Annotated in this window: 17 protein-coding genes; 8 read left to right on the plus strand and 9 right to left on the minus strand. The window is 51.7% G+C overall.

Features of this window, described 5'->3' with window-relative positions; translation table 11 throughout:
• The first annotated feature begins 21 nt into the window (after positions 1-21).
• Entirely contained in the window at positions 22-768 is a 747-nt protein-coding gene (fpr, locus tag CWS43_RS25180) for a ferredoxin--NADP(+) reductase (protein ID WP_101079895.1), read from the plus strand.
• A 1-nt stretch (position 769) separates the two neighbouring features.
• On the opposite strand, the gene CWS43_RS25185 is transcribed toward fpr, so the two are convergent.
• Positions 770-1,198 (minus strand): DUF805 domain-containing protein, encoded by a 429-nt coding sequence (locus CWS43_RS25185; protein ID WP_101079896.1) that lies wholly within the window; start codon positions 1,196-1,198, stop codon positions 770-772.
• 157 nt (positions 1,199-1,355) lie between these two features.
• Here CWS43_RS25185 and CWS43_RS25190 point away from each other — a divergent pair, with 157 nt between their 5' ends.
• Positions 1,356-1,961 carry a DUF1454 family protein gene (locus CWS43_RS25190; protein WP_101079897.1) on the plus strand — a complete coding sequence of 202 codons (606 nt, stop codon included), beginning with the start codon at positions 1,356-1,358 and terminating at the stop codon, positions 1,959-1,961.
• Positions 1,962-2,088: 127 nt separating this feature from the next.
• Positions 2,089-2,856 carry a triose-phosphate isomerase gene (gene tpiA / locus CWS43_RS25195; RefSeq protein ID WP_101079898.1) on the plus strand — a complete coding sequence of 256 codons (768 nt, stop codon included), beginning with the start codon at positions 2,089-2,091 and terminating at the stop codon, positions 2,854-2,856.
• A 64-nt stretch (positions 2,857-2,920) separates the two neighbouring features.
• Here the strand turns inward: tpiA and CWS43_RS25200 are convergent, their stop codons facing one another.
• The 3 genes from CWS43_RS25200 to cpxP all read right to left on the minus strand — a co-directional run bounded on the left by CWS43_RS25200 (position 2,921) and on the right by cpxP (position 5,942).
• Positions 2,921-3,910 carry a sulfate ABC transporter substrate-binding protein gene (locus CWS43_RS25200; protein ID WP_101079899.1) on the minus strand — a complete coding sequence of 330 codons (990 nt, stop codon included), beginning with the start codon at positions 3,908-3,910 and terminating at the stop codon, positions 2,921-2,923.
• Positions 3,911-4,098: 188 nt separating this feature from the next.
• Positions 4,099-5,085: a 6-phosphofructokinase gene (pfkA, locus tag CWS43_RS25205; RefSeq protein WP_101079900.1), complete on the minus strand. Its 987-nt coding sequence runs from the start codon at positions 5,083-5,085 to the stop codon at positions 4,099-4,101.
• A 347-nt stretch (positions 5,086-5,432) separates the two neighbouring features.
• A complete protein-coding gene (gene cpxP, locus CWS43_RS25210) occupies positions 5,433-5,942 on the minus strand; it encodes a cell-envelope stress modulator CpxP (protein ID WP_101079901.1) in 510 nt (169 codons plus the stop codon).
• Between the two features lie 151 nt (positions 5,943-6,093).
• Between cpxP and cpxR the strand changes: the two genes are divergently transcribed.
• The 3 genes from cpxR to trmL are packed head-to-tail and all read left to right on the plus strand — an operon-like array spanning position 6,094 to position 8,673.
• On the plus strand, positions 6,094-6,795 hold the full coding sequence (gene cpxR, locus CWS43_RS25215; protein WP_013577597.1) for an envelope stress response regulator transcription factor CpxR: 702 nt from the start codon (positions 6,094-6,096) through the stop codon (positions 6,793-6,795).
• The gene (gene cpxA / locus CWS43_RS25220) at positions 6,792-8,162 is read left to right on the plus strand and encodes an envelope stress sensor histidine kinase CpxA (RefSeq protein ID WP_101079902.1); all 1,371 of its coding nucleotides are present in this window, start codon (positions 6,792-6,794) and stop codon (positions 8,160-8,162) included. Before cpxR ends, cpxA begins: the two co-directional genes overlap by 4 nt.
• A 37-nt stretch (positions 8,163-8,199) precedes the next feature.
• A complete protein-coding gene (gene trmL, locus CWS43_RS25225) occupies positions 8,200-8,673 on the plus strand; it encodes a tRNA (uridine(34)/cytosine(34)/5-carboxymethylaminomethyluridine(34)-2'-O)-methyltransferase TrmL (RefSeq protein WP_101079903.1) in 474 nt (157 codons plus the stop codon).
• A 59-nt stretch (positions 8,674-8,732) separates the two neighbouring features.
• Here trmL and cysE read toward each other — a convergent pair whose 3' ends face one another.
• From cysE to CWS43_RS25250, 5 genes are all read right to left on the minus strand, one after another.
• Positions 8,733-9,554: a serine O-acetyltransferase gene (gene cysE, locus CWS43_RS25230; protein ID WP_101079904.1), complete on the minus strand. Its 822-nt coding sequence runs from the start codon at positions 9,552-9,554 to the stop codon at positions 8,733-8,735.
• Positions 9,555-9,642: 88 nt separating this feature from the next.
• On the minus strand, positions 9,643-10,662 hold the full coding sequence (gene gpsA, locus CWS43_RS25235) for an NAD(P)H-dependent glycerol-3-phosphate dehydrogenase (protein ID WP_101079905.1): 1,020 nt from the start codon (positions 10,660-10,662) through the stop codon (positions 9,643-9,645).
• Positions 10,662-11,132 carry a protein-export chaperone SecB gene (gene secB, locus CWS43_RS25240; protein WP_013577602.1) on the minus strand — a complete coding sequence of 157 codons (471 nt, stop codon included), beginning with the start codon at positions 11,130-11,132 and terminating at the stop codon, positions 10,662-10,664. Before secB ends, gpsA begins: the two co-directional genes overlap by 1 nt.
• Before the next feature lie 64 nt (positions 11,133-11,196).
• Positions 11,197-11,448 carry a glutaredoxin 3 gene (grxC, locus tag CWS43_RS25245; RefSeq protein ID WP_101079906.1) on the minus strand — a complete coding sequence of 84 codons (252 nt, stop codon included), beginning with the start codon at positions 11,446-11,448 and terminating at the stop codon, positions 11,197-11,199.
• Positions 11,449-11,500: 52 nt separating this feature from the next.
• Complete coding sequence (locus tag CWS43_RS25250; protein ID WP_101079907.1) at positions 11,501-11,932, minus strand: rhodanese-like domain-containing protein; 432 nt, start codon at positions 11,930-11,932, stop codon at positions 11,501-11,503.
• A gap of 305 nt (positions 11,933-12,237) precedes the next feature.
• Between CWS43_RS25250 and gpmM the strand changes: the two genes are divergently transcribed.
• Complete coding sequence (gene gpmM, locus CWS43_RS25255; RefSeq protein WP_101079908.1) at positions 12,238-13,782, plus strand: 2,3-bisphosphoglycerate-independent phosphoglycerate mutase; 1,545 nt, start codon at positions 12,238-12,240, stop codon at positions 13,780-13,782.
• Positions 13,783-13,954: 172 nt separating this feature from the next.
• Positions 13,955-15,220, plus strand: coding sequence for a murein hydrolase activator EnvC (gene envC / locus CWS43_RS25260; RefSeq protein WP_198555927.1), 1,266 nt, complete (start codon positions 13,955-13,957; stop codon positions 15,218-15,220).

Below are 15,220 nucleotides of genomic sequence, written 5' to 3' on the forward strand. Positions count from 1 at the left end.
TCAGAAACGACGGGAGTTTTTATGGCTGATTGGGTGACGGGAAAAATCAAAAAAGTTGAACACTGGACGGACAATTTGTTCAGCATCACGGTCAATGCGCCAGTCGACTCTTTTACCGCAGGCCAGTTTGCCAAACTCTCCCTGGAAATCGACGGCGAACGCGTTCAGCGTGCGTATTCCTACGTTAATCCGCCTTCCAGCAGCGACCTGGAATTTTATCTGGTCAACGTACCGGAAGGAAAACTCAGCCCACGCCTGCATGTGATGCAGCCCGGTGACGAAATTCATGTCACAAAAGAAGCCGCCGGCTTTTTCGTGATTGATGAAGTTCCTGAGTGTGACACGCTTTGGATGCTGGCAACCGGTACCGCCATCGGGCCTTATCTGTCAATTTTGCAGGAAGGAGCCGGTCTGGAGCGTTTTAAAAATATCGCACTGGTCCACGCCGCCCGCTTTGCTGCCGATCTCAGCTATTTACCGCTGATGCAGCAATTGCAGCAGCGTTATGAGGGTAAACTGCATATTCAGACCGTCGTCAGCCGTGAAGAAATTTCAGGCTCGCTGACCGGTCGTGTCCCGGCGCTGATTGAAAATGGCACGCTGGAAGCGGCTGTCGGCCTGAAGATGAACGCGGACGACAGCCACATCATGCTCTGCGGAAATCCGCAAATGGTCCGCGATACCCAGCAGGTGCTGAAAGACCTGCACGGCATGCGCAAACATCTCAAACGCAAACCGGGCCATATGACCAGCGAGCACTACTGGTAAGTTATGCAGATTTAAATCTGACGTCTTCCGGTTCCGGGCCAAAACGATTTGTGCCCGGTGTACCGACGAAAGCGCCGCAATCGATAATCAGCATGATGAAAATCACCGAGGGCACCAGCCGTCCTAATACCCAACTCCACGTCTGAGGTACCGCGGCTGCCCAGTTACCTGCCACCAGCACCCACGCCAGCACAAACAACAACGCCCACCAGGCCGACTTATTGCGGTCATGTAACCGTTTCACCAGCACTGCCGCCGTAGGCCACAATAAAACCACCAACGCGAAACCGGCAGTCTGATAGGTAATCCAAAGCTGTGAGGCGAAGAAGAAATCGGCGACCATCAGAATCAGCCAACTCATCATCCAGAACCAAAAATCGCGGCGGCCCAGGCGGCCATTAAAAGAAAACAGTGCGTGCTGTAACGTCATTGACCGTCGGTTCCCTAAAAACGATGAGAGGAAAATGTTAAAACATGGCGAGTGTACCCGATGCGCCGTAGCCGCGAGAATGTTTACGCACTCCTTTTGACATTGCCCCCCGATCACCGCTTTAATCGGTCTGTTGAAACAAAATAAGAAACGCCCTATGACTGTTGCTAAATCGATTTTACAGCTGGCCCTGCCCGTATTACTGATCCTCGCGGGCCAGAATGCCGCATTTGCCGACCCGCCAACTGACCATTCCGGGGCAGAAGAAATGCCGAAAGCCCCGTATCTGCTGGCAGGCGCACCGACCTTTGAAACCACGCTGATTAACTTCCGCGCCAAATACAATGAAGCCAATCCGACCCAGCAAATTGGTGAATTCCGCGCAATCAGTGAATCAGCCAGCAGTTCGCTGACCCGTGCAGCCAGTAAGATTAACGAAAATCTTTATGCTTCCACCGCGCTGGAGAAAGGCACCGGTAAAATCAAAACGCTGCAAATTACCTATTTGCCGATCCAGGGCCCTGAAGAAAAAGCGGCCCGCACACTCGCGATCGGCTATATGGCAAACCTGATGCGCCAGTTTGACGCCACACTGACGCCGCCACAAAGCGTGGCGAGAGTGACGTCATTGATAGAAAAAGGCAAAGGGCAACAGTTTTATAAGCAGGAAGTAGGCTCCGTTCGTTATGTGATTTCAGACAATGGCGAAAAAGGCCTGACATTTGCCGTTGAGCCGGTAAAACTGGCGCTGGCTGAGCCCTGAGATGACGGTTTTTAATGACAAAAAGCAAAGCCTTTATGCCCAATGATCTCTATACTGTTGCACAGGTAATCTGCTTGTTTGGCAGAAATTTTAATCGACACTCGCGTCCCCTTTTGGAGGAAAAAACATGCGACATCCATTAGTGATGGGTAACTGGAAGCTTAACGGCAGCACCCACATGGTTAACGAACTGATTGCTGCTCTGCGTAATGAGCTGAGCACCGTTGTAGGTTGTGGCGTTGCTATTGCTCCACCAGAAGTTTACCTGTCACAGGCGAAACACGCACTGGCCGGCAGCCGTATCGCGCTGGGTGCTCAGAACGTTGATGCCAACTTGTCTGGCGCATTCACTGGTGAAATTTCTGCCGACATGCTGAAAGATATCGGTGCGAAATACATCATCATCGGTCACTCAGAACGCCGCACTTACCACAAAGAAAGCGACGAGTTCATTGCGAAGAAATTTGGCGTGCTGAAAGAAGCCGGCCTGATCCCTGTTCTGTGTATCGGCGAAACTGAAGCAGAAAACGAAGCTGGCAAAACTGAAGCCGTTTGCGCGAAGCAGCTGGACGCAGTTCTGAACACTCTGGGCGCGAAAGCATTCGAAGGCGCAGTGATCGCTTACGAACCTGTTTGGGCTATCGGCACAGGCAAATCAGCGACCCCGGCGCAGGCTCAGGCCGTTCACAAATTCATCCGTGACCACATCGCTAAACAAGATGCTGCAGTGGCTGAACAAGTTATCATCCAGTACGGCGGTTCTGTTAACGCGGCAAACGCGGCTGAACTGTTCACTCAGCCAGACATCGATGGTGCACTGGTTGGCGGCGCATCACTGAAAGCTGATGCTTTCGCGGTGATCGTTAAAGCGGCTGCAGAAGCAAAACAAGCGTAAGCCTGTTTCTTCTGAGCACAAAAAACCCCGGCATGCCGGGGTTTTTTATTGCCTGAAAGCAGGATTAACGCTTGGTGATTTGGTCGAAAATGCCGTCCGTCGCAAAGTGATCTTTCTGCGCCTGAGCCCAGGTTCCTGCAACGTCACCAATAGTAAACAGTTTCAGTTTAGGGAATTCAGCATCGAATTTCTTCTCAACGGCCGGATCACGCGGACGATAGTAGTTTTCAGCCGCAATAGTCTGCCCTTCCGGTGAATACAGGTATTTCAGATACGCTTGCGCCACATCGCGTGTACCACGCTTATCAACCACTTTATCCACCACAGAAACCGTTGGTTCTGCCAGGATCGATTCGCTTGGGGTCACGATTTCAAACTTATCTTTGCCGACTTCTTTGGTTGCCAACAGAGCTTCGTTTTCCCACGCAATCAGCACATCACCAATACCGCGTTCCACAAAGGTATTTGTCGCGCCACGGGCACCGGAATCCAGCACTTCCACATTTTTATACAGCGCTTTCACGAAGTCCTGAGCCTTCGCTTTGTCATTGTTGTTGTGATGCAGGGCATAGCCCCATGCTGCCAGATAGTTCCAGCGCGCGCCGCCTGACGTTTTAGGATTCGGCGTGATAATTGATACGCCCGGTTTGATCAAATCATTCCAGTCGTGAATTTGTTTCGGGTTACCTTTACGTACCAGAAATACGATCGTCGAGGTATAAGGCGCAGAGTTGTCGGGCAGCCGGGTGATCCAGTTTTTATCGATACGACCACGTTCAGCGATTGCATCCACGTCATACGCCAGTGCCAGCGTCACAACATCCGCTTCAATACCGTTAATGACTGATGTCGCCTGCTTACCTGAACCGCCATGTGACTGCCGGACTGTCACGGTATCGCCGGTTTTACCCTGCCAGTATTTGCTGAACGCTTTGTTGTATTGTTCATATAATTCACGGGTTGGATCATACGACACGTTCAGAATCTGAATATCTTTGGCAATCGCCCCTGTTGCCACCAACAGTAATCCCAAACCTACAGCCCATTTACGCATCACACTTTCTCCCGAAAAATAGTTTCTATGGATTTCATTTATTTGTTCAGATGGATAGAGCCTGCCAGATAAAAATGAAACACATAAAGAATAAAAGGTTTTTTTCTATTACTTTCTGGAATAAACAGAAATGTGGCAAAAAAAACCTCCCGTTAAGGAGGTTGTTATATTCAGGCAGAAAGCTGTTTTTAGAACAGTTTTTTGGCAGTGTCGTACCAGTCTTCTTTGAACTTACTTTTCTTATTCTCTGGTGAAATACACACGGAGATCAGTTCGTGGACCATTTTCTCGTTTTGAACACCCACGCAGAAACCACCCTGGCTGTAGTCACGGCCTTCTTCGATCAGCAAATCAACCGCATAAGCGCCCATGCGGGACGCTAAAATACGGTCATAAGCCACCGGCGCACCACCACGCTGAATGTGGCCCAGTACGGTGCCACGGGTTTCACGACAGGTTTCTTTCTCGATGTATTTAGCCAGCTCATCGATATCGTCTAACTTTTCAGTGATGGCGACGATAGCGTGCTTTTTACCTTTTGCGATACCAGCTTTGATTTCAGCAACCAGGTCATCACGTTTGAATTCAACTTCAGGAATAGCGATAAATTCGCAACCACCGGCAATTGCCGCAGCCAGAGTCAAATCGCCGCAGTAACGCCCCATCACTTCAACGATAGAGATACGCTGATGTGAAGAAGAGGTATCACGCAGGCGGTCGATAGCTTCGACCACGGTACCCAGTGCGGTGAAGAAACCGATGGTGTAGTCAGTACCGGCAACGTCGTTGTCGATGGTACCTGGCAGGCCGATACAACGGATGCCACCTTCTTTGGTCAGCAGGTCTGCACCGGCATAAGAACCGTCACCGCCGATAACGACGAGGCCGTCGATACCACGTTCTTTCAGGTTCTGCAGAGCAACTTTACGCATGTCCGGATCGCGGAATTCAGGGAAACGCGCTGAACCCAGGAAAGTCCCGCCGCGGTTGATCATGTCTGAAACGCTGTAGCGATCCAGTTTGCGCATGCGATTCTCATACATGCCGAGGTAGCCATCTTCAATACCGTAAACTTCCAAATCTGCTGATAATGCGGAACGGACAACGCCACGGATCGCAGCATTCATGCCTGGGGCATCGCCACCACTTGTCAGTACACCAATTTTTTTGATCATGACTACCTCTGAACTTGTAGATGCAATTTCTTAAGAATCTGGAGCTTGCCTGTTGGGCGAATTGTAACTTATGTTGCCAAAGGGCTTATCAGCGTTTGAGCCTATAGTATAACAAAACACCGGAGCTGAATTGATTCAAGTCAGCAAGAATACGCATACACGGCTCTGTACTTCGCAATTTACTGATTCATACGGCTTTTACAAGATATTTCCAGTTCGTTACGGACAGATTTCCACCTTGTTAATTTCCAGTTTTGTGAAATGATCCCAAATTGCGGACAAAAAAAACCCCACCTTTCGGTGGGGGAAGACAGGGATGGTGTCTATGGCAAGGAAAAACAGGGATCTTACTCGGTCGTGCTGGTACTACTCGTCTTCTGGGCAGAAGGGGGTTGTAATCCAGAAAGCTGCGCCTGCATCTCTTTCATGCGTTGCTCGTGCTTCTGGTTCAATACATTTTTTTGCTCAGGGGACAGAAGATTAAACATCTGGTTGCGGATCCGGGCCATTTCCACCTGGCGATCCACCTGCTCCTGAGCCATCAATTCGGCCTGAGCCCTTACAGCAGCCTGATCAAATTTTTCAGCGGTCACCAGCCTGTGCATGGTTTCCATCTGTTCTACATTTACATGAGGCAAATCTTTACGAGCCTGATGCATCAGGTCACGCATTTGCTGGCGCTGTTGTTCTGTCAGATTCACACCGTCAAACAGTGTGTTGCGTTCCTGAGGCTTATCCAACAACGTGCTATCATGTTCTGCTGGCATCGCCGACACTGGTTTTGCGCCATCTGCTAAAACGACACCTGAACTCAGCGTCAGAAGCGTGGCCAAACCAAATGAAGCTGCCTTAAACATCACATACTCCTAAAGTCTTTATCGCTCATCGCGAATCATTGAAAAGCAGTCTAAACCTGCTGCTGCAAACAAGCGTCAGTGCTTGTAAAAGTACGTAAAGTCATGGAATAGCGGCAATTGATGACGTATTTTGCGTCTAGAGGTAAATACAATGAATAAAATTTTGTTAGTTGATGATGACCGTGAACTGACTTCACTTTTGAAAGAATTGCTCGAAATGGAAGGCTTTAATGTTGTGGTTGCTTACGACGGTGAGCAGGCATTAGAGAAAATCGATAATACCATCGACCTTTTGTTGCTTGACGTCATGATGCCGAAGAAAAACGGCATTGAAACCCTTAAAGAATTACGCCAGCGCCATCAGACGCCAGTGATCATGCTGACCGCCCGTGGCAGTGAATTAGACCGTGTTCTCGGCCTCGAACTGGGTGCGGATGACTATCTGCCTAAACCGTTTAACGACCGTGAACTGGTTGCGCGTATCCGCGCCATGTTGCGCCGTTCCAACTGGAGCGAACAGCAACAAACCAATGAGAACAATGGTTCACCTACGCTGGAAGTCGATGGTCTGCAGCTTAACCCAGGCCGCCAGGAAGCCAGTTTTAATGGTGAAGCTCTGGATTTAACCGGTACCGAATTTACCTTGCTGTATTTACTGGCAAAACATCTCGGACAGGTCGTTTCACGCGAGCATCTGAGCCAGGAAGTTTTGGGCAAGCGTCTGACGCCGTTTGACCGTGCTATCGATATGCATATTTCTAATTTACGCCGGAAATTGCCCGATCGTCAGGACGGACATCCGTGGTTTAAAACCTTGCGCGGACGTGGTTATCTGATGGTTTCTGCTTCATGATAAACAGCCTTACGGCACGTATTTTTGCCATTTTTTGGTTCACATTAGCGCTGGTGCTGATGTTGGTATTGATGGTGCCGAAACTCGATTCACGCCAGATTACGCCGTTGCTCGATAACGAACAGCGGCAAGGCCTGATGATTGAACAACATGTCGAAGCCGAACTCGCCACCGATCCTGCCAATGACCTGATGTGGTGGCGCAGGCTGTTCCGCGCTATCGATAAGTGGGCTCCGCCGGGCCAGCGCCTGTTGCTGGTCACCAGCGAAGGCCGCGTCATCGGGGCTCAGCGTAATGAAATGCAGATTGTGCGTAACTTCATCGGTCAGTCTGATAACTCCGATCGCCCTAAGAAAAAGAAATATGGCCGCGTTGAAATGGTGGGGCCATTTTCTGTTCGTGACGGCGAAGACAACTATCAGCTTTACCTGATGCGTCCGGCCAGCAGCTCTCAATCTGATTTTATCAATCTGATGTTTGACCGCCCGCTTCTTCTGCTCATCGTCACAATGCTCATCAGCGCACCACTTCTGCTCTGGCTGGCGTGGAGTCTGGCGAAACCTGCCCGTAAGTTGAAAAACGCTGCAGATGACGTTGCACGGGGAAATCTCAAACAACACCCTGAACTTGAATCCGGACCACAGGAATTCCTGGCGACCGGCGCCAGTTTCAACCAGATGGTCAGCGCGCTTGAACGCATGGTGACCGCGCAACAACGGCTAATTTCGGATATCTCACATGAACTTCGGACTCCGCTGACGCGTCTTCAGCTGGCAACCGCGCTGATGCGTCGTCGCCACGGTGAAGGCAAAGAGTTGCAGCGCATCGAGAACGAGGCGCAGCGTCTGGACGGCATGATTAATGACCTGCTGGTGTTATCGCGCAGCCAGCACAAAAATGAGCTATCGCGGGAAACCCTGAAAGCCAACGAATTGTGGGCTGGCGTGATTGATGATGCTCAGTTTGAAGCTGAGCAAATGGGCAAAACCCTTGAAGTGACCTCGCCTCCTGGCCCGTGGAAACTCATCGGTAATGCGGCTGCGCTCGACAGTGCGCTGGAAAATATTGTGCGTAACGCCCTGCGCTATTCACATCATCACATCGCGCTGAACTTCGCTCATGACAACGAAGGTATCACCATCACCGTGGATGACGACGGCCCAGGTGTCAGTGAAGAAGATCGCGAACAGATTTTCCGTCCGTTCTACCGGACTGATGAAGCGCGCGATCGTGAATCAGGCGGCACAGGCCTGGGGCTGGCGATTGTGGATACCGCCGTTCAGCAGCACAGAGGCAAGGTTAAAGCCGAAGACAGCCCGCTGGGTGGCCTTCGTTTGATTATCTGGCTGCCGCTGCACCAGCGTTGAGTTTCTGCTATTCTGCGTCCCTCTATCAGGGGGACGCATGCTTAACATCGTTTTATTTGAACCAGAAATCCCGCCAAATACCGGCAATATTATCCGCTTGTGTGCCAACACCGGATGTCAGCTCCACCTTATCGAACCACTGGGTTTCGGCTGGGACGATAAGCGCCTGCGCCGTGCCGGGCTCGATTATCACGAGTTCGCTCACATCAAACACCACGCAAACTACGACGCTTTTCTCAGCAGCGAAAATCCACAGCGCCTGTTCGCCTTAACCACTAAAGGCACACCCGCTCACAGCGCCGTAAGCTATCAGGACAATGATTTCCTGCTGTTCGGCCCGGAAACGCGCGGCCTGCCCGCTACAATCCTGGATGCACTGCCTGCCAGACATAAAATCCGTATTCCGATGCTCGCAGAAAGCCGCAGCATGAACCTGTCGAATGCTGTTTCTGTGGTGGTTTACGAGGCCTGGCGCCAGCTGGGATATCCGGGTGCCTTACTCAAAGAGTAAACCGGAAGAGAAAAAATGAAGTGAACGATGGCATGCAAGAACATGCCATCGGAAATCTGTCAGATACCGTCGCCGAATTCAAAACCCTGCGCGATACCGTTGAAGTGCTGATCCATATCCATTGAAGGTCGTTCGCTTTCTGGTCGCCCGACGATGCGTGCAGGGACGCCTGCCGCCGTGGTGTGAGCCGGAACAGACTGTAATACCACCGAACCCGCCCCGATTTTTGCCCCTGCACCGACTTCGATATTGCCGAGGATTTTCGCGCCCGCACCAATCATCACGCCTTCACGAATTTTCGGATGGCGGTCACCGACGGTTTTACCGGTCCCCCCGAGCGTGACCGATTGAAGAATCGACACATCGTTTTCGACTACGGCCGTTTCACCGATGACAATACCGGTGGCGTGGTCAAACATGATGCCGCAACCAATGCGCGCCGCCGGGTGAATATCCACGCCGAAGGAGACAGAAATCTGGTTCTGGAAATAAATCGCCAGCGCTTTGCGATCCTGCTTCCACAGCCAGTTACCGATGCGGTAAGCCTGAAGCGCATGGAAACCTTTGAGGTAAAGCAATGGTGTGGAGAATTTGTCGACCGCCGCATCACGCTGATGTACCGCCAGAATATCGCGGGCAGCGGAGAGGATCATTTGCTCGTCGTTGCGGTAGGCTTCTTCGACCACTTCACGAATCGCCATCGCCGGCATGATTGGGTTGCCCAGCTTGTTAGCCAGAATGTAGCTCAGCGCGCTGCCCAGCGTTTCATGTTTGAGTAACGTCGCGTGGAAAAAGCTGGCCAGCATCGGTTCACACTCAGCCAGTGCTCTCGCCTCTGATTTAATGTTATTCCAGACCAGTTCTAATTCTTCTAACGACATCACTTTTCCTTACGACTTAGCAGGTTTTGATAATAAAAAGCCGCCCTGTCGGGAGACCCAACAAGGTGGCTATGCTTCATGTCGCCTTTCAGTGGCTGTGTTTTTCGTCCTTGCTCGCACGGGCAAGCAGACTGATGGCCGCCTCACGGGCATCTTTACCGCAGTACAACACTTGGTAAATCTGTTCCGTAATAGGCATCTCAACGTTATTACGCTGAGCCAGCGCCCGTACTTCTTTCGTGTTGCGATAGCCTTCAACAACCTGACCGATGGTGTCCTGAGCAGTCTGAACATCTTTGCCCTGTCCCAGCATAATGCCGAAACGACGGTTACGTGACTGGTTGTCTGTGCAGGTTAACACCAAATCGCCCAGCCCCGCCATGCCCATAAATGTCGCAGGATCCGCACCCAGCGCGGAGCCCAGTCGGGTCATTTCGGCCAGACCACGGGTAATCAGTGCAGTTCGGGCATTCGCACCGAAACCAATCCCATCAGACATACCGGCACCAATGGCGATCACGTTTTTAATCGCGCCACCAAGCTGTACACCGATAAAATCAGGATTGCTGTAAACCCGGAAACTTTTGCCACAATGCAATAACTGCTGGAGATCTTCCGCAAAGCTCGCATCGGTGGCTGCCAGCGAAATCGCTGTCGGCATGCCCGCAGCCAGCTCTTTGGCAAACGTCGGCCCGGAAACTACGGCCAGCGGAATAGCATCACCCAGCTCTTCACGCGCGACATCCTGCAACAAACGTCCGGTTTCCGCCTCAAGCCCTTTCGTCGCCCACACTACGCGCGCATCAGCCCGCAAATGCGGTTTCAGCTGACGCAGGACGTCACCAAAAACGTGGCTCGGCACGACAACCAGCACATTGCGGCTGGCGGCTAACGCGACGGACAGATTGGTTTCGAGCTGCAGATTATCGGGAAACGGAACATCAGGAAGGAATTCCTGATTACAACGAGCTTGTTGTAAGGCATTGATGTGATCGGGATTGTGTCCCCAGAGCACAACGGGATGGCCATTTCTGGCGAGAGTAATCGCTAAAGCGGTGCCGTAAGATCCGGCACCGATAACAGTCATTGACGCATTGACGGTTTTCATCAGGCATCCTGATGTGGTTCAGCACCTTCGCCTTCAGCTTGCTGTTGCAGATAGTTCATGAACAGAGCGTCGAAGTTAACAGGTGCCAGGTTCAGCTGCGGGAAGGTACCGCGTGAAACCAGGCTGGTGATGCACTCACGCGCATACGGGAACAGGATGTTCGGGCAGTATGCACCCAGGCAATGTGCCATCTGGTTGCCATCAATACCGGAGATAGTGAAGATACCACCCTGCTGAACTTCGCACAGGAATGCCGTTTCGTCACCCAGTGAAGAAGTTACGGTCACACGCAAGACGACTTCGTATACGCCTTCAGCCAGCTGGCTGGAAGCGGTATCAAGATCCAGTTTCACTTCCGGCTGCCAGTCCTGCTGGAAAACCTGAGGAGCATTTGGCGCTTCGAAAGAAATATCTTTGGTGTAGATACGTTGGATCTGGAAAGCCATCTCGGTGTTATTTTGTTCTGACATGTGAGTAGTACCCTCGAGTTAATAGTCCTTTTAAACACTCAATGAAAATGCGCGGCTATCGGCATTAACCCAGTAATGGGTCAAGGCCACCACGCGCATCAAGTGCATGTAAATCATCGCAACCGCCCACGTGCTGCCCGTCGATAAAAATCTGAGGAACAGTCGAACGACCGCTGCGGGCGATCATTTTTTCACGCGTATCTGCGTCACCATCAATAGCGATTTCATCAAATGAAGCGCCTTTGCTATTGAGCAGGGCTTTCGCGCGATGGCAGTAAGGACAGGTTGCCTTGGTATAGATTTCAATTTTAGCCATGGGTTCCACCTCTGGGTCGTAGATTTTAGTGCCGTTGCGACGGGTCTGAATCTTACTTACCGCGAACTAAAGGCAGGTTTTCACCGCTCCAGCCGCTGATACCTTCTTTTAACGTGAAAACACGTTCAAAGCCAGCCGCAACCAGGCCTTCTGCCGCCGTGCGGGAAGTCTGGCCGGTGGCGCAAACAACGATAACCGGTTGCGCTTTATGCTTGCTCAATTCGCCCAGGTTATTGTTTTTAATGTCTGCACTCAGCACATTTTGGGATTCTGCGATGTGGCCTTTGCGGAATTCTTCACGCGCGCGAACATCGACAACGACGGCATCTTCTTTGTTGATCAGGCGGGTTGCTTCGCCACGCGTGATCTCTTTCACTTTAGAAAAACGTGTTTTAAAGGTGGTCACAATTACTGCAATCAGTAACGCAACCCACGCCAGGCTGAGAACCGGATGCGCACTGATGAATGGCATAATATCTTGCATGGGGTGTAGCAACTCCCGTCAGTTGGGGGAAAATTCAAGGCCTCAGAGTATACCTGCGCGTCGGCGCAAATACAGCCAGTATGCGCGGGCTAATGCCACAAACTGCGGCACATCCCGAAAAATTAACACGCCTTTAGGCCGAAAGTTAATGCCCGCCGCACTCCATCTTTGATCTCCCACGGCTATTCCCTTTTCAGCGCTGGGGTAAAATCAGCCCGCTTAAATGCACTTAGCCACGCCTGTTTTTTCACATCGAGCTGGCGAGCCTATTGAGCATTTCATCTTTCAAATTGAGGTCAATTGACATGTCGAGCAATAAAAAACCGATGGTTCTGGTTATTCTTGATGGCTACGGATTTCGCGAAGAACAACAAGATAACGCGATTCTGAATGCAAAAACCCCGGTCATGGATAAGTTGTGGGCGACTCAGCCTCACACCCTGATTGCTGCGTCAGGCCTTGACGTAGGCCTGCCTGATGGCCAGATGGGCAACTCCGAAGTGGGCCACGTCAATTTAGGCGCGGGTCGTATCGTTTATCAGGATCTCACCCGTCTGGATAAAGAAATCAAAGAAGGCGACTTCTTTAATAATAGCGTACTGACCGGTGCAGTCGATCGCGCAATCAGCGCAGGTAAAGCCGTTCACATTATGGGGCTGCTGTCCGCCGGTGGCGTTCACAGTCACGAAGACCACATCATGGCGATGGTCGAACTGGCCCACCGCCGTGGCGCGAAAGCCATTTATCTGCACGCTTTCCTGGATGGCCGCGACACCCCTCCGCGCAGCGCCGAAGCCGCATTAAAACGTTTCTCTGAGAAGTTTGCTGAAATCGGCACCGGCCGCATCGCGTCTATCGTCGGCCGTTATTACTCAATGGACCGCGACAACCGCTGGGACCGCGTGCAACTGGCTTATGACCTGATGTCTCAGGCCAAAGGTGCATTCACGGCAGATAACGCTCTGGCAGGTTTACAGGCCGCTTACGCGCGTGACGAAAATGACGAGTTCGTGAAACCAACCGTGTTGCAGGCTGCTGGCGAAGAAACCGCGGCAATCAATGACGGCGACGCGATGATCTTCATGAACTTCCGTGCTGACCGTGCACGTGAAATCACCCGTGCCTTCATCAACACCGACTTCGACGGTTTTACCCGCGAAAAAGTGATCAATTTCGGCGATTTCATCATGCTGACCGAATACGCCGCCGATATCAAAGCAGCCTGCGCGTATCCGCCGGCATCACTGAAAAACACGCTGGGCGAATGGCTGATGGCGCATAAGAAAACTCAGCTTCGTATCTCCGAAACTGAGAAATATGCGCACGTGACCTTCTTCTTCAACGGCGGCATGGAAGATCCGTTTGAAGGTGAAGATCGCATTCTGGTGAAATCACCGAATGTCGCGACCTATGACCTGCAACCGGAAATGAGTTCTGCAGAACTCACCGACAAGCTGCTGGGCGCGATTGCCAGCGGTAAATATGACACCATCATCTGTAATTACCCGAACGGCGACATGGTCGGGCATACCGGCGTTTATGAAGCAGCCGTCAACGCGGTGGAAGCACTGGATAGTTGTGTTGCACAAGTTGTGGATGCGGTTAAAGCGGTCGGCGGGCAACTGCTGATCACCGCCGACCACGGTAACGCAGAACAAATGCGTGACCCGGCAACCGGCCAGGCGCATACAGCCCATACCAGCCTGCCGGTTCCGCTGATTTACGTGGGCGGCAACGCGCAAGCCATCGAAGGCGGGAAATTGTCTGATATTGCGCCGACCATGCTCTCCCTGATGGGGATGGAAATCCCGGCCGAAATGAGCGGCAAACCGCTGTTTATCGCGCGCTAATTTCCGTTAAGAAAGCGAATTTAAGGCGTATCAGCGCAGGCTGGTACGCCTTTTTTGTTTGTGCATCAGCCGGTTGATTAGTGTTACGATAAGATAAGGGACAGCCATATTGTCTATCATCCACGGTCGACAAGCGGAAAAAAGTTTGAGCAAATTCATTCATTTCAGCCTGATGAGAACCCGCCTTTCCGCTCAGGACAAGGCCGTATCTGCCTTCCCATCTCCAGCCTTATTACTTTGCGCTTCATTGTTAACCCTCTCCGTGAGTGTGCACGCTGACGAAAACAAAGATCAGCTCAAAACCATTCAGCAGAACATTGCGGAAAAAGAGAAAAGCGTAAAGCAGCAGAAACAGCAGCGCGGAACGTTGTTGCAACAGTTGCAGGCACAGGAAAAAACCATTGCCTCGGCCAGTACGCAGCTACGCGGAACTCAGTCAACACTGGCGACGCTGAATAAAGATATCGGCGGGCTGAATGCCTCTATCGATAAACTGCAAAAACAGCAGAAAACGCAGGAAGCTATTCTTGCAAAGCAGCTGGATGCGGCATTCCGTATCGGCCAGCATAAAGGCCTGCAACTGCTGTTAAGCGGTGAAGAGACCGAACGCAGCGAACGCATCATGGCCTATTTTGGCTATCTGAATGAAGCCCGCCAGAAAACCATCGAAGAACTTAAACAAACACGTACCAAACTGGCCGAACAGCGGGTTTCCCTGCAATCGAAAGAGACCCAGCAAAAAAGCCTGTTAGGCGAGCAGCAGACGCAGCAACAAAAACTTGAGCAGGCCCGTTCGGCGCGAAAACAAACGCTGACGGCGCTGGAATCCTCGTTGCAAAAAGATGAGCAAAGCCTGTCCGAGTTGCGCGCAAACGAAGCCAGCTTGCAGAATAAAATTGCCGCCGCTGAACGTGCAGCAAAAGCCCGTGCCGAGAAAGAAGCGCGCGAAGCCGCCGCCGTCCGGGCGAAAGAACAACAGGCGAAGAAAACCGGCACCACCTATAAACCGACCCAAAGTGAGCAATCGCTGATGGCGCGTACCGGCGGTCTGGGAAGACCATCCGGCCAGAATATGTGGCCGGTTAACGGTTCGTTGATACATCGCTTCGGCGAACAGCTTCAGGGTGAACTACGCTGGAAAGGTATTGTTATTTCAGCAAGAGAAGGCAGCGACGTCCGGGCAATTGCCGACGGTCGTGTCATTCTGGCTGACTGGTTACAAGGTTACGGGCTGGTTGTGGTCATCGATCACGGCAAAGGTGATATGAGCCTGTACGGATACAACCAGGATGCGTTAGTCAGCGTCGGTGATCAGGTCAGAACCGGACAGGCCATTGCTAAAGTTGGAAACAGCGGCGGACAAGGCCAGCCATCGCTGTATTTTGAAATTCGTCGTCAGGGTCAGGCAGTTAATCCACAGCCGTGGTTGGGAAGATAG

It is taken from the genome of Rahnella sp. AA (assembly GCF_002834385.1).
In the GTDB taxonomy this organism is placed as follows: Bacteria; Pseudomonadota; Gammaproteobacteria; order Enterobacterales; family Enterobacteriaceae; genus Rahnella.

Coding starts and splice junctions, on each gene's coding strand:
- fpr (WP_101079895.1), top strand. CDS start 22: ATGGCTGATTGGGTGACGGGAAAAATCAAAAAAGTTGAACACTGGACG.
- trmL (WP_101079903.1), top strand. CDS start 8,200: ATGCTTAACATCGTTTTATTTGAACCAGAAATCCCGCCAAATACCGGC.
- CWS43_RS25190 (WP_101079897.1), top strand. CDS start 1,356: ATGACTGTTGCTAAATCGATTTTACAGCTGGCCCTGCCCGTATTACTG.
- CWS43_RS25185 (WP_101079896.1), bottom strand. CDS start 1,198: ATGACGTTACAGCACGCACTGTTTTCTTTTAATGGCCGCCTGGGCCGC.
- CWS43_RS25250 (WP_101079907.1), bottom strand. CDS start 11,932: ATGCAAGATATTATGCCATTCATCAGTGCGCATCCGGTTCTCAGCCTG.
- cpxA (WP_101079902.1), top strand. CDS start 6,792: ATGATAAACAGCCTTACGGCACGTATTTTTGCCATTTTTTGGTTCACA.
- tpiA (WP_101079898.1), top strand. CDS start 2,089: ATGCGACATCCATTAGTGATGGGTAACTGGAAGCTTAACGGCAGCACC.
- grxC (WP_101079906.1), bottom strand. CDS start 11,448: ATGGCTAAAATTGAAATCTATACCAAGGCAACCTGTCCTTACTGCCAT.
- envC (WP_198555927.1), top strand. CDS start 13,955: ATGAGAACCCGCCTTTCCGCTCAGGACAAGGCCGTATCTGCCTTCCCA.
- cpxP (WP_101079901.1), bottom strand. CDS start 5,942: ATGTTTAAGGCAGCTTCATTTGGTTTGGCCACGCTTCTGACGCTGAGT.
- gpmM (WP_101079908.1), top strand. CDS start 12,238: ATGTCGAGCAATAAAAAACCGATGGTTCTGGTTATTCTTGATGGCTAC.
- pfkA (WP_101079900.1), bottom strand. CDS start 5,085: ATGATCAAAAAAATTGGTGTACTGACAAGTGGTGGCGATGCCCCAGGC.
- CWS43_RS25200 (WP_101079899.1), bottom strand. CDS start 3,910: ATGCGTAAATGGGCTGTAGGTTTGGGATTACTGTTGGTGGCAACAGGG.
- cpxR (WP_013577597.1), top strand. CDS start 6,094: ATGAATAAAATTTTGTTAGTTGATGATGACCGTGAACTGACTTCACTT.
- gpsA (WP_101079905.1), bottom strand. CDS start 10,662: ATGAAAACCGTCAATGCGTCAATGACTGTTATCGGTGCCGGATCTTAC.
- secB (WP_013577602.1), bottom strand. CDS start 11,132: ATGTCAGAACAAAATAACACCGAGATGGCTTTCCAGATCCAACGTATC.
- cysE (WP_101079904.1), bottom strand. CDS start 9,554: ATGTCGTTAGAAGAATTAGAACTGGTCTGGAATAACATTAAATCAGAG.